General features: G+C 65.5%; 14 protein-coding genes. 10 read left to right on the top strand and 4 right to left on the bottom strand.

Going from position 1 to position 12,036, the window contains the following annotated elements:
• The first annotated feature begins 30 nt into the window (after nt 1-30).
• From B047_RS0108260 to B047_RS0108230, 7 genes are all read left to right on the top strand, one after another.
• Nucleotides 31-312, top strand: coding sequence for a hypothetical protein (locus B047_RS0108260; RefSeq protein WP_018466491.1), 282 nt, complete (start codon nt 31-33; stop codon nt 310-312).
• Nucleotides 313-366: 54 nt separating this feature from the next.
• The gene (locus B047_RS0108255; RefSeq protein WP_018466490.1) at nt 367-933 is read left to right on the top strand and encodes a V-type ATP synthase subunit E; all 567 of its coding nucleotides are present in this window, start codon (nt 367-369) and stop codon (nt 931-933) included.
• A gap of 2 nt (nt 934-935) precedes the next feature.
• Nucleotides 936-1,916 carry a V-type ATPase subunit gene (locus B047_RS0108250; RefSeq protein WP_018466489.1) on the top strand — a complete coding sequence of 327 codons (981 nt, stop codon included), beginning with the start codon at nt 936-938 and terminating at the stop codon, nt 1,914-1,916.
• 2 nt (nt 1,917-1,918) lie between these two features.
• Nucleotides 1,919-2,233, top strand: coding sequence for a V-type ATP synthase subunit F (locus tag B047_RS0108245; RefSeq protein ID WP_211209143.1), 315 nt, complete (start codon nt 1,919-1,921; stop codon nt 2,231-2,233).
• A gap of 109 nt (nt 2,234-2,342) precedes the next feature.
• Nucleotides 2,343-4,082 (top strand): V-type ATP synthase subunit A, encoded by a 1,740-nt coding sequence (locus B047_RS0108240; RefSeq protein ID WP_211209142.1) that lies wholly within the window; start codon nt 2,343-2,345, stop codon nt 4,080-4,082.
• Between the two features lie 21 nt (nt 4,083-4,103).
• Nucleotides 4,104-5,504, top strand: coding sequence for a V-type ATP synthase subunit B (locus tag B047_RS0108235; RefSeq protein ID WP_018466486.1), 1,401 nt, complete (start codon nt 4,104-4,106; stop codon nt 5,502-5,504).
• Nucleotides 5,505-5,597: 93 nt separating this feature from the next.
• The gene (locus tag B047_RS0108230; RefSeq protein WP_018466485.1) at nt 5,598-6,263 is read left to right on the top strand and encodes a V-type ATP synthase subunit D; all 666 of its coding nucleotides are present in this window, start codon (nt 5,598-5,600) and stop codon (nt 6,261-6,263) included.
• A gap of 111 nt (nt 6,264-6,374) precedes the next feature.
• Here the strand turns inward: B047_RS0108230 and tyrS are convergent, their stop codons facing one another.
• A complete protein-coding gene (tyrS, locus tag B047_RS0108225) occupies nt 6,375-7,673 on the bottom strand; it encodes a tyrosine--tRNA ligase (protein WP_018466484.1) in 1,299 nt (432 codons plus the stop codon).
• A gap of 51 nt (nt 7,674-7,724) precedes the next feature.
• Between tyrS and B047_RS0108220 the strand changes: the two genes are divergently transcribed.
• From B047_RS0108220 to B047_RS17595, 3 genes are all read left to right on the top strand, one after another.
• On the top strand, nt 7,725-8,108 hold the full coding sequence (locus B047_RS0108220; protein WP_018466483.1) for a hypothetical protein: 384 nt from the start codon (nt 7,725-7,727) through the stop codon (nt 8,106-8,108).
• 129 nt (nt 8,109-8,237) lie between these two features.
• Entirely contained in the window at nt 8,238-8,531 is a 294-nt protein-coding gene (rpsT, locus tag B047_RS0108215) for a 30S ribosomal protein S20 (RefSeq protein ID WP_018466482.1), read from the top strand.
• 11 nt (nt 8,532-8,542) lie between these two features.
• Nucleotides 8,543-8,626 carry a 30S ribosomal protein THX gene (locus B047_RS17595; RefSeq protein ID WP_084784966.1) on the top strand — a complete coding sequence of 28 codons (84 nt, stop codon included), beginning with the start codon at nt 8,543-8,545 and terminating at the stop codon, nt 8,624-8,626.
• A gap of 65 nt (nt 8,627-8,691) precedes the next feature.
• On the opposite strand, the gene B047_RS0108210 is transcribed toward B047_RS17595, so the two are convergent.
• The 3 genes from B047_RS0108210 to B047_RS0108200 form a co-directional block, all read right to left on the bottom strand.
• Nucleotides 8,692-9,456 carry a DUF4388 domain-containing protein gene (locus tag B047_RS0108210; RefSeq protein WP_018466481.1) on the bottom strand — a complete coding sequence of 255 codons (765 nt, stop codon included), beginning with the start codon at nt 9,454-9,456 and terminating at the stop codon, nt 8,692-8,694.
• A complete protein-coding gene (gene thrB, locus B047_RS0108205; protein WP_040779539.1) occupies nt 9,441-10,325 on the bottom strand; it encodes a homoserine kinase in 885 nt (294 codons plus the stop codon). The genes B047_RS0108210 and thrB overlap by 16 nt, the downstream gene beginning before the upstream one ends.
• Nucleotides 10,326-10,534: 209 nt before the next feature.
• Nucleotides 10,535-11,995, bottom strand: a complete 1,461-nt coding sequence (locus tag B047_RS0108200) for a bifunctional ADP-dependent NAD(P)H-hydrate dehydratase/NAD(P)H-hydrate epimerase (RefSeq protein WP_018466479.1) — start codon at nt 11,993-11,995, stop codon at nt 10,535-10,537.
• Between the last annotated feature and the right edge of the window lie 41 nt (nt 11,996-12,036).

Below are 12,036 nucleotides of genomic sequence, written 5' to 3'. Positions count from 1 at the left end.
AAGCGCGGATGCGCGAAAAGGAGTGACGTGATGCTGAAGAAAGTTCTCTCGATCATCGGTGTGGCGCTCTTGGCTGTGGCTTTCGCTGCTGAAGAAGGGGCTGCCGCGGCCTCGTCCTTCGCTGCCATCGGCAAGGGTCTGGCTCTGGGTCTGGGCGCTTTGGGCACCGGCGTGGCCCAGTCGGCCATCGGTGCTGCTGCGCTGGGGGCTGTGGCCGAAGACCGCCGCAACTTCGGTACTGCGCTGATCTTCTTCCTGCTGCCCGAAACGCTGGTGATCTTCGGCTTCGTGGGTCTGTTCCTCATCAGCTAGAGCCCTGACCGGACTCCATGCCCCAGGGTGTGGAGTCGCAAGGAGACCTGAAGAATGTCGAAACTTGAGGACATCCTCCAACAGGAGGTTCTCGCCGAGATCGCCGAGGTCACCAAAGCTGCCGAAACCCGGGCTGCCGAGATCATCAAGGCCGCTCAGGAGCAGGCTGAGGCCCTCAAGGCCGCTCGGCAAAAGCAGTTGGAGGCCGAACGCGCAGCGGCAGAGCGCCGGGCCGAGAGCGCGGCAGAGCTGGTGCTCAACCAGGCCCGCATCCAGGCCAGGGGCCAGGTGATGGACCGGGTCAAGGCCGAGGCCCTCAAGGCCCTGGCCAGCCTCCAGGGACAGCCGAGCTACGGCGAGACCCTGAGCAAGCTGGCTGAGGAAGCCCTGCAGAGCCTGAGTCAGGCCGAGGCGGTGGTGGTCAACCCCGACGATGCGGCCAAGATAGAGTCCTGGGCCAAGGCCAAGGGCCTCGAGCTGCGCACCGATGCCAGCCTGCGCTACGGCGTGCGCCTGGTGGCCGCGGGTGGCAAGAGCATGGTGCAAAACAGTCTTCCCGAGCGCCTCGAGCGGGCCTGGGACTCGCTTTCGGCCAAGGCCGCGAAAGCGATTTGGGGGTAGGCATGGCGGCTGGCTACGCCTACCTCAACGCCCGCGTGCGCTCCCGGCGCAGCCAGTTGGTGGGCGAGGGCTTCTTCCAGCAGGCCCTGAGCGCTTCCTTCCCCGACTTTGTGCGGCTGTTGGGCGAGACCGTCTACGCTCCGGACCTCAAGGGCGGAAGCTTGGAGGACGTGGACCGGGCGGTGTCCAGCCACCTCAGCCGCACCGTGGGCGACCTGCCGAGCTTGGTGTCGGGTGAGCTGCGCGCGGTGGTCAGCCTGCCGCTGCTGCGGGCCGACTTGGTCAATCTCAAGGCTATCCTGCGCGGAAAAGCAGCGGGTAAGGACCCCGAGGAGATCAAGGCTACCCTGGTGGGGGGCACCCTGCCGGACACCCTCATCAACAGCATGCTCCAGGCCTCCGATGCCGCAAGTATCGCCCAGATCTTGCAACTGCCCGGCAACCCGCTGGCCAAGGCCCTGCGCAACGCGGTGCAGGGCAGTCCCGACCTCCTGGCGCTGGAAGTGGCGCTCGACCGCGAGTTCTTCGCCGCAGCGCTGGCCAAGGCCAAGAAGCTCAAGGGTCGTTTCCTGGCTTCGTACTTCGCCCTCGAGGTAGACGCCACCAACTTGGCGACGGCCTTCAAGCTACAGGCCCTGGCTGCTCCGGCCAACCTCGAGGCCTACTTCATCCCCGGCGGAACCCACCTCTCCCTGACCGCCTTCAGCCGCATCGCCCAGGGCGACTTTGCCGCGATGGATACCCTGAGCGCGACTCCCCTGGCCCCGGCGATGGGGGCACGGACGCTGGGCGACTTGGAGAGGATTCTCCGCAAGATCCTGCGCCAGAAGGCCCACCAGGGCAGCCTCGACAGCCTGGGCCCCGGCCTGGCGCTCGACTACATCCGCACTAAGGAGTGGGAGGCCGCCCGCATTCGCTTGCTGGCCCGGCGGGCCTACTACAACCTACCTGCCGACGCGGTGGAGAAGGAGGTGATGGGGTGAAGATCGGAGTGCTAACCGACGCCGAGACGGCCTCGGGCTACCGCCTGGCCGGCTTGGAAGCGGTGACCTCGAGCAAGGAGGAGGCTGCCCGCACGCTCGCCGAAATGGTGCAGTCGAACGCCTACGCCCTGATCGCCGTGGACGAGAGCCTGCTCCCCGACCCCAACAAGGCAGTCGAGCGCATCATGCGCGGGCGCAGCACCCCGGTGCTGCTCTCGCTGCCCAACCTGCTCGAGGCCTTCAGCGGCGGCGGCGACGCCAGGGCCTATATGCGCCAGCTGGTGCGGCAGACCATCGGCTTTGACATCAAGCTCTAGGGGTGGTGGCCGAGAGCCGATAGTCCGTGACAAATGGATCAAGCTATAGACTATTGACTATCGACCACCGCCTATCTGTAAAGGCAAGACTCCACAGACAAGGAGGAACATAGTGGGAGTCATCAAGAAAATCGCAGGTCCAGCGGTGATCGCCGAGGGGCTCGAGGGCGCGAAGATGTACGACATCGTGCGCGTGGGCAATGAGAAGCTCGTGGGCGAGATCATCCGGCTGGACGGCAACGAATGCTTCATTCAGGTCTACGAGGACACCAACGGCCTACAGGTGGGCGAGCCAGTGGTATCTACCAACTTGCCTCTGGCGCTGGAGCTGGGGCCGGGCCTGCTCAACGGGATCTTCGACGGCATCCTGCGCCCGTTGGACAAGATCCAGGAGATCTCGGGCATCTACATCTCGCGTGGCATCGAGGTCAGCTCGCTCGACCGCAGCAAGAAGTGGAGCTTCACCCCTATGAAGCGGGTGGGTGATGTCGTCAAAGGGGGTGACATCCTGGGCACGGTGCCCGAGTTCAGCTTCACCCACAAGATCCTAGTGCCCCCGGACAAGTCGGGCAAGATCGCAAGCATCGTGGGCCCCGGTGAGTACACCATCGACGACACCATCGCCCTTCTCGAGGACGGCACCAAGTTGCGCTTGGCCCACTTCTGGCCGGTGCGCAAGCCGCGCCCCTTCACCCGCAAGCTCGACCCCAACGAGCCCTTCCTCACCGGCATGCGCATCCTCGACGTGCTCTTCCCGCTGGCCGCGGGGGGCACGGCGGCCATCCCCGGCCCCTTTGGCTCGGGCAAGACCGTCACCCAGCAGTCCATTGCCAAGTTTGGCGACGCCAACATCGTCGTCTACGTCGGCTGCGGTGAGCGTGGCAACGAGATGACCGACGTACTGGTGGAGTTCCCTGAGCTCGAGGACCCCCAGACCGGGCGCCCGCTGATGGAGCGCACCATCCTGGTGGCCAACACCTCCAACATGCCCGTGGCGGCCCGTGAGGCCAGCCTCTACACCGGCATCACCCTGGCCGAGTACTTCCGCGACCAGGGCTACAAGGTCTCGCTGATGGCCGACTCCACCAGCCGCTGGGCCGAGGCCCTGCGCGAGATCGCCTCCCGCTTGGAGGAGATGCCCGCTGAGGAGGGCTACCCGCCCTACCTGGCCTCGCGCCTGTCCAGCTTCTACGAGCGGGCCGGCAAGGTAATCACCCTGGCCGGTGAGCAGGGGGCGGTTTCGGTCATTGGGGCGGTTTCTCCGGCGGGTGGCGACTTCTCCGAGCCGGTTACCCAGTCCACTTTGCGCATTACCGGTGGTTTCTGGGCCTTGGACGCTGGGCTGGCCCGTGCCCGGCACTTCCCCGCCATCAACTGGGCCCGTTCGTACTCCTTGTTCCTGAACATCCTGGAGCCCTGGTACCGCGAGCACGTGGCCCCCGACTACCCCGAGGTGCGCGCCCAGATCATCTCCATCCTGCAGCGCGAGGCCGAGCTGCAGCAGGTGGTGCAGCTGGTGGGTCCAGACGCCTTGCAGGACGCCGAGCGGTTGGCTTTGGAGATTGGCCGCATCGCCCGGGAGGACTTCCTCCAGCAAAACGGCTTTGACCCGGTGGACGCGAGCTGCTCTATGGCCAAGGCCTACGGGATCATGCAGATGATTCTCGCGGCCTACAAGCAGGGTGAGCTGGCCCTTTCCAAGGGGGCCACCATCGCCGACTTCCTGAGCGACCCGGTGATCGAGAAGATCGGGCGGGCCCGCTACGTGCCGGAAGAGGAGTTCCCGGCCTACAAGGCGGAGTTTGACGAGATGATTAAGACCGCCTTCCTGGGCGCCGTGAAGGCGTGAGGAAGCGCCAGGAGGTAAACGATGCTCAAGAAGGAGTACAACGCCGTAACCTACATCTCTGGGCCGCTTTTGTTCCTCGAGGGGGCGGCCGATCTGGCCTACGGCGCTATCGTGAACATCGACGACGGCACGGGCCGCATCCGTGGGGGCCAGGTCATCGAGGTTTCCGACCAGTACACCGTGCTTCAGGTCTTCGAGGAGACCTCGGGGCTTAACCTCGAGCGCACCACCGTCTCGCTCGTTGAAGACGTGGCCCGCCTGGGCGTGAGCAAGGAGATGGTGGGCCGGGCCTTCAACGGCATCGGTAGGCCCATCGATGGCCTCCCCCCGGTGGTGGCCGAGAAGCGCCTGCCCATCAACGGCGCACCCATCAACCCGGTGGCCCGCGAGAAGCCCGAGGAGTTCATCCAGACCGGCATCAGCGCCATCGACGTCAACATGACGCTGGTGCGCGGGCAGAAGCTGCCCATCTTTTCCGGCTCGGGTCTGCCCCACAACGAGCTCGCCGCCCAGATTGCCCGCCAGGCCAAAGTGCTCGGCGAGGGTGAGGGCTTCGCGGTGGTCTTTGCCGCGATGGGCATCACCCAGCGCGAGGTGAGCTACTTCCTGCAGGAGTTCGAGCGCACAGGGGCGCTGAGCCGCTCGGTGCTCTTCCTCAACAAGGCTGACGATCCCACGGTCGAGCGCCTGCTCACCCCCCGCATGGCCCTCACTGCCGCCGAGTACCTGGCCTTCGAGCACGACTACCACGTGTTGGTCATCCTCACCGACATGACCAACTACTGCGAGGCGCTGCGCGAGATCGGCGGGGCCCGCGAGGAGATCCCAGGTCGCCGCGGCTACCCCGGCTACATGTACACCGACCTGGCCTCGATCTACGAGCGTGCGGGCGTGGTGCACGGCAAGAAGGGCTCGGTCACCCAGATCCCCATCCTCTCCATGCCCGGTGACGACATCACCCACCCCATCCCCGACCTCACCGGCTACATCACCGAGGGCCAGATCTTCATCGCGCGCGACCTGGCTCAGCAGGGCATCTTCCCACCCATCAACGTGCAGCCCAGCCTCTCGCGCCTGATGAACAACGGCATCGGCAAGGGCAAGACCCGCGCCGACCACAAGGAACTCGCCGACCAGCTCTTCTCCAACTACGCCCGCGGCATCAACCTGCGCCGCCTGGTGGCCATCACCGGTGAGGATGCCCTGACCGAGGTAGACAAGAAGTACCTGCGCTTCGCCGACAACTTCGAGAAGAAGTTCATCAACCAAGGTCAGCAGGAGCGCTCCATCGAGGAGAGCCTCAACATCGGCTGGGCGCTGCTCTCCGACTTCCCCGCCTCCGAGCTCAAGCGCATCCGCAAGGAGTACATCGACCAGTACCACCAGAAGACGGGCAAGCTCGAAGAGTTGGTGGGGGTGTAGCCATGAGGTCTTACGTCCTGCGCCGTACGTCTTACGCCTTTGACCTTGGCGTAGGACGTAGGACGTTTGATGCACGACGCACCGGAGGTGCCAATGGCTGAACAAGTCTCACCCACGCGCTCCACGCTACTGGCCAAGCGTGATCAGCGCCGCCTGGCTCTGCAGGGCGCCGATCTGCTCAAAAATAAACGCGACGCGCTGATCGGGGAGTTCTTCGCCCTGGTGCAGGACTCGCTCAAGGCCCGTGAAGCCCTGAACGCCGCCGCCAAGGACGCTTACTTCAGCTTGCTCATCGCCAAGGCCTTCGACACCCCCGAGGCGGTGGAGTCTCTCTCGGGTACGCCGGTGAGCGTACACATGGAGGTCGAGAGCCTCTACGGCGTAAAGGTGCCCAGGATCAGCGCTCCCGAGGGCAACGGGGCATTGGCGTTCAGCCCCATCGGGGTGGGTTCCAAGACCCTCGAGGCCACCACCGCTTTCAGGGCCCTGGCCGAGGCCATCATCGAGGTCGCCAACACCGAAAACCGCCTGCGCAAGATCGGTGAGGAGATCAAGAAGACCAACCGCCGGGTCAACGCCCTCGAGCAGATCACCATCCCCGAGATAAACGAGCAGATCAAGTTCATCTCCGACACCCTCGACCAGCGGGCTCTGGAGGAGGTGACCACCCTCAAGCGCATTAAGGCCAAGATCGAGGAGCGCGAGGCCCAGGAAGCCGGCGTCATCTCGGCGCACCTCGAGAAGGGCGCGGGCTTGTAGCTAAAGCTCTACCGCACTTCCCACATTTACGCCGCGCGCGGTGCGGCGTAAATTACCGCCTACAGCTGCCTCTTGCTGTGGGCGGTATTCGTGGGAATCGCTCTGGGTTGATTATCTCTTTGAATCTGGTATAACCTCCACCCGCACGAAGCGATCCTTGCCCCGCTGGAGCACCAGGGGCCGCTCGAGGGCAACCTGGGCGTTGGGGTCGGCCACCACCTCGCCATCGATGCGCAGGCCCCGGTTCTGGATCAGGCGCTTGGCTTCGCCGTTGGAGGCGGTGAGCCCAGCCAGAGTGAACAGTCGGGATACTGCGATGCTTCCCCCGCTGAGCTCGGCGGAGGGGACCGTAATGATGGGAATGTCCTCCGGAATGATGTTTTTGGCAACCTGGTAGTACCGCTCCTCGGCCTGGCGAACGACCTCCATGCTGCCCGCGTCACGGTCATGCCCGGCGGCCTCGAGGCTGTACCCCAGTCCCTCGTAGAAGGCTCGGTCCAGTCGTGCTGGGATCAGCTCCTGAGCGTAAGCCCCGGTGAGCAGGCGGGCCAGTACCCGGTGCGCCCCGACCATGCCGCCTTTCTCGAGCACCCCCCTGACCTCCCCAGGCTCCAGATCGGTGCACAGCTCAAAATAGCGCGGCAGTAGCGGGTCTATGACCTGCATCAGCTTCTTGAAGACCACGGCGGGCTCCTCGTTGATGCCAATGTAGTTGTCGTAGCTCTTGGACATCTTGCGCCCGTCAGAGCCCTCCAGAAGCGGCATGATGAAGGCTACCTGCTCCGGCAGGCCATAGGCCCGCTGGACCTCGCGGCCTACGAGCAGGTTGAACTTCTGGTCGGTGCCGCCCATCTCCACGTCGGCTGCGATGGGCACCGAGTCGTAGCCTTGGGCGAAGGGGTAGAGGAACTCGTGGATGGAGATGGGGACGCCCGAGGTGTAGCGATTTTTGAAGTCCTCGCGCTCGAGCATCTGCGCCACGGTGAGTTGTGAGGCCAACTTGATGACCTCCTTGAAGCCCAGGCTCTCCAACCACTCCGAGTTGTAACGCAGTTCGAAGCGCTCCGGATCTCGGTGCAGGATCTTGGAGACCTGCTCTACGTAGCTCCGGGCATTGGCGCGGGTTTCTTCGAGCGTCAGCGGTGGGCGGGTGGCGCTGCGGCCCGAGGGGTCACCGATCATGGCGGTGAAGTCGCCGATGATGATGACCACTTTGTGCCCGAACTCCTGGAACTGGCGCATCTTGCGCAAGACCACGGCGTGCCCGATGTGGATGTCCGGGCGGGTGGGGTCTAAGCCGAGCTTGATGGTGAGCCTGCGCCCCGCCTCGAGCTTCTTGCGCAGGTCTTCCTCGGGGATGATCTCTACCGCTCCCCGTTTGAGTGAGTTAAGGGTTTCCTCAACCGTCATGGGCACAAGTATAACCGCCGGAAAAGCCCATCCTGCCCGTATACTGAAGCCGTGCTGCGTTTCGTGTTGGTGCTGGTGTTGTTGGCGGCAGCTTTGGCCTACTACGCCGAGCAGGTGGGCCTGGCGGTGGGCTATCCCCCCTTCATACCGATGCTGTATTGGAAGTACAGCGGCGAACACAAATACGACCTGCGGGTAACCGGGGTCAACGCTGCGGTCAAGGTCAGGGTAGATGGGCAACTCAACGATGGCTTGCTCGAGGTGAGCATCGCCCAGAATGGCCGGCAGGTTGGGCAATCCCGCCGCTACAAGGGCCGCTTCACCGATACCGCCTTGTTTTACGTCAATCCCGGCATGTACACCGTGCGCTTCAAGCTGCAAGACGCGAAGGGCTACGCCCGCTTGGACTGGGTGAGCACCCGCTTCGAGTACTGAAGATTTATCCCACACGCATCCCACGGACGCCCTGATTGGTAAAACCCCCATCCATGTGCTAGACTTGTGGGCGGTTTGCCTGGAGCGCATATGCTCAGCGTGGCCGGGCAGTCTTGATTCAGGAGAAACATGGCACAGAAGAAAAGCACCCGCAACCCTTCCGCGATGAAGCGGCACCGCCAGTCCCTCAAGCGGCGTGCCCTCAACCGCTCCAAGAAGGCCACCATCAAGACCGTGACCAAGAAAGCCTTGGCCCTGGCCCAGGCTGGCAACGCTGAAGAGGCCATCGAGACCATGCGCTATGCCGAAAGCCTCATCGATAAGGCCGCCAAGGGCTCTACCTTGCACAAGCGGGCCGCTGCACGCAAGAAGTCTCGGCTGATGGCCGGTGTCAACAAGCTACTGGCCGCTGCTAAGGCTTGAAGGAGCACGCCATGGGTAAGGGCGACCGTCGTACCCGCAGGGGCAAAATCTGGCGCGGTACCTTTGGCAAGTACCGTCCCCGCCCCAAGAAGTAATCCCCAAGGCCTATACCAAATCCCCCCTCGAGCACCAGGCTCGAGGGCTTTGCTTTGCTCGGCGCTCAAGCGGGCGCGCTGCTCCGGGTTTCCGCTTCCAACTCCCACAGCAGGTCGCGCAGCAACCAGCCCCGACCGGGGGGCTGAATCTCGCCCGAGAGCAGCGCCCCGACCAGATAGCGGCGCACCGCGCTGAGCTCGAGGCCCCCACTCTGGATGATTTCGCCCATGTTGCGGGTGCCATCGAGGGCCACGGTGATCTTATCCTCGAGGCGGGTGAGGCTGCTGGCTTGGGTGCGGCGGGCAGAGGGATGGCGGATGCGTAAGGCAAACCAGGCGTACTTGCGCAGCGGTACCAGGTCCCCCTCGTGCAGCCCACGCCAGGCCCGCTCGGCGGCCACGATCAAGGGTACACCCCAGGCCTTGGCCGCGGCCCTGACGCTCTTTCCACCGACCAGAATCGCGAAGGGCTCGACCGGGCGCGGGCTCTCCACCACCCGACTGGGCGAATCGAGCAAGCGGTGAAAGCGGCTCCACTCGTCGTTGAGGCGGGCCCACTCGCCCATGAAGGTCTTGAAGCCCATCAGTGGCGTGCCCGTTTGGAGTTCGTTGACGAACTCGAAATGGCCCTCGTGGGCATGGAGGGGAAAGGTGCTGATGGCCTCGAGGCCCTCCCAGTCCCAGATTCCCCCGCCTACCACTTCTCCCCTTACGAAGCGCAGGGTTAGCGGCAATTCGCCCACTTTGAGTTCCAGGCGTCCGGTGCGGCGCCCGTCATGGAGCAGCTCCATGATGTCGACGATGGGGATGATGCTCAGATCTCCTTCCACGTATACCCTGCTCCCGGTCCTAGAATAAGGGTTCGACCGTCCTGACCGGCGTACCCCGCCAGCGCTTGCCGCACCGCGCCCTCCATTCCAGGGCGGACGACTGCCGCCACCGTCGGCCCCGCACCTCCCACGAAAGCCGCCAAGGCTCCGGCGGTGTAGGCTGCCTCGAGCGCCGCCTCCAGACCCGGCATCAGGTGGGCACGGTAGGGCTGGTGCAGACGGTCTTTAGCTGCCTCGCGCAGCACCTCGAGCCTCCCACTGGCCAGCGCAGCCGGCCACAGCGCGCTGCGGGCGAGGTTGAAGACCGCGTCTTGTAAGGAATAATGCCGGGGCAATGCGGCCCGCGCCAGCGGGGTAGGCACCTCGTAGGCCGGGATCGCCAGCACGAAGCGCACCTCGGGCACGGGCAGGGGGATGGCGATGGGGGGGTCGGCCAGGGCCGCCACGAAGCCGCCGTAGATGGCGGGGGCCACGTTGTCAGGGTGGCCCTCGATGCGGGCGGTGACGGCAAAGACCCCGTCCTGGCCCAGCTTCCCCCCGCTCATGCGGTCGGCGATGGCCGCACCTGCGACCAGCGCTGCCGAACTGCTGCCCATGCCCCGCGCCAGCGGAATGGGGTTGTTGGCCCACAAGGCGACTGGCGGAGCGGCCTGGCCCAGCTCGGCCCAGGCCGCACGGTAGCCCTGGTGAACGAGGTTGTCGGCGGTGGGGGGCACCTGCCCTTCCCCCGTGTAAACGAAGCGATCGCACTCCGCCGGCTGGGCGCGGACCTCGAGGTAGATATCCACGGCTACCCCTAGAGCATCAAAGCCCGAGCCCAGGTTGGCCAGAGTCGCCGGAACCAGGACCTCAAACACGTCCGTAATCATACCCAAAGCCGCGTCAGGGCCAGGCCACACTGTGGCCTGGCTTTCAGGCTCGCAACGATCGCCTCATCGGATGGAGCCATGGGCGCTGGTGGGGGGCCCAGCCCGGTGGAGCACGGTGCTGTACGACCTGTTCTGGCTCAGCGGGATCGCTCTGCTGGGGTGGACGGCCTCCGGGGTGGCGATCCCCGCCCAGGAGCCCGGTCCAAAGGCTACTCCCACTCCCAGAAAGCCCTGACCTCGCCGCGCTCGAGCGCGGCCCTGGCCTGGGGCAGCTCTTCGGCCAGATCGTGAGCCAGCAAACCCACCTGGCCCCGGCGGTCCCCGCTGAGGCCGTGCAGGTACACGCCCAGCCGCGCCGCATCCCACGGCTCCAGCCCCGCCGCCAGCAGGGCGGCGATGACTCCGCAGAGCACGTCGCCCATCCCCCCACTGGCCATGGCCGGGTTGCCGGTGGTGTTGACCGCCAGTTCAACCCCCTTCTCCCTCCGCCGCGCCAGGACCGTTGGCCCGCCCTTGAGCACCACCGTCACCCCCTCGAAGCGTTCGGCCAGTGTGCGGGCGGCCTCGAGCGGGCTCGCTGTGATGGAAGCGACCTCGCTTTCCAGCAAGCGTGCTGCCTCGCCGGGGTGGGGGGTGATCACGGTGGGGGTGTGGGCTCGAGCATACGATTCCACGATTCCCGGCTGCAGGGCGTCGGCGTCTAGGACGGTGGGTATTCGGCGTGACAGCACGGCCTGTGCCGCCAGCTCAGCCTGTGGTCCCGCGCCCATTCCGACTGCGGCAGCTTCGGCCCTGACGTGGCTCAGGCCCTCTGGCGACCAGCGCTCCTGCGGATGACGCACGGATTCCAATGGCAGATGGAGCTCGAGCCCGGCGGGGTAGGCCACGCTCACCAGACCGGCTCCGGCCCGGTGTGCCCCCAAGGCGGCCAGCGCCGGGGCCCCGGTGTAGTTGGCGTAGCCCCCCGCGATCAGCACCCGGCCTACGCTGCCCTTATGGGCATTGCCCGGACGGTGAGGCAACAGGGCTGCCATCGCCTGAGGGGTCAGGAGTTCGGGGAGGTCGGGCTGGAAGAGGGAGCGCTGCGGCATCCCGATCTCCATCAGCACGATGCGCCCGCAGGCCTCCCGCCAGGGATAGAACAGGTGCTCATCCTTGAGGGCGGCCAGCGCCACCGTCCAGTCGGCTCGAACGCAGGGCTCAAAGGGCAGGCCCGAGGGCAGATCCACCGCGAGCACCGGGCACGACGAGGTGTTGATCCGGCCCACCAACTCGGCCCAGAAAGCCTCGAGGCGGCGGTTGAGGCCCGTGCCGAAGAGGGCATCGACGATGACCTCCCCCGGCTGCGGTTGCCACTCCTCGAGCGGGTGAAGCTCCAGACCGTGAGCCTGCAAGGCCCGCTGCATCTGGGCGGCGTCGCCAGAGGGGCCTTCCGCCGCGAAGACCCGCACCGCGACCCCGGCCAGCGCCAAGTAGCGCGCCGCCACCAGCCCATCGCCCCCGTTGTTGCCCTTGCCGCACAGCACGGCTACCGGTCTTCCGGGGAAGCGCTCCAGCACCCACTCAGCAACGGCCCTGCCCGCCGCTTCCATCAGCAGTAGGCTGGGAAAACCCAGTTGGGCAGCCATGGCGTCGGCCTGGCGCATGTGTTGGGAGGTGAACAGCCGCATCGTAGCCACGGCTGAATTCTATCGGTGTAATTTGGGGATCG

Source organism: Calidithermus timidus DSM 17022 (assembly GCF_000373205.1).
GTDB classification, from domain to species: Bacteria; Deinococcota; Deinococci; order Deinococcales; family Thermaceae; genus Calidithermus; species Calidithermus timidus.
Note: the sequence above shows the minus strand (reverse complement) of the source record. Positions and strands in the feature narration are given on the sequence as shown.

What these genes read in the sequence shown, in the direction of transcription:
- B047_RS0108260 (WP_018466491.1), top strand. Translation starts at nt 31, where the DNA reads ATGCTGAAGAAAGTTCTCTCGATCATCGGTGTGGCGCTCTTGGCTGTG.
- B047_RS0108255 (WP_018466490.1), top strand. Translation starts at nt 367, where the DNA reads ATGTCGAAACTTGAGGACATCCTCCAACAGGAGGTTCTCGCCGAGATC.
- B047_RS0108250 (WP_018466489.1), top strand. Translation starts at nt 936, where the DNA reads ATGGCGGCTGGCTACGCCTACCTCAACGCCCGCGTGCGCTCCCGGCGC.
- B047_RS0108235 (WP_018466486.1), top strand. Translation starts at nt 4,104, where the DNA reads ATGCTCAAGAAGGAGTACAACGCCGTAACCTACATCTCTGGGCCGCTT.
- B047_RS0108230 (WP_018466485.1), top strand. Translation starts at nt 5,598, where the DNA reads ATGGCTGAACAAGTCTCACCCACGCGCTCCACGCTACTGGCCAAGCGT.
- tyrS (WP_018466484.1), bottom strand. Translation starts at nt 7,673, where the DNA reads ATGACGGTTGAGGAAACCCTTAACTCACTCAAACGGGGAGCGGTAGAG.
- rpsT (WP_018466482.1), top strand. Translation starts at nt 8,238, where the DNA reads ATGGCACAGAAGAAAAGCACCCGCAACCCTTCCGCGATGAAGCGGCAC.
- B047_RS17595 (WP_084784966.1), top strand. Translation starts at nt 8,543, where the DNA reads ATGGGTAAGGGCGACCGTCGTACCCGCAGGGGCAAAATCTGGCGCGGT.
- thrB (WP_040779539.1), bottom strand. Translation starts at nt 10,325, where the DNA reads ATGATTACGGACGTGTTTGAGGTCCTGGTTCCGGCGACTCTGGCCAAC.
- B047_RS0108200 (WP_018466479.1), bottom strand. Translation starts at nt 11,995, where the DNA reads ATGCGGCTGTTCACCTCCCAACACATGCGCCAGGCCGACGCCATGGCT.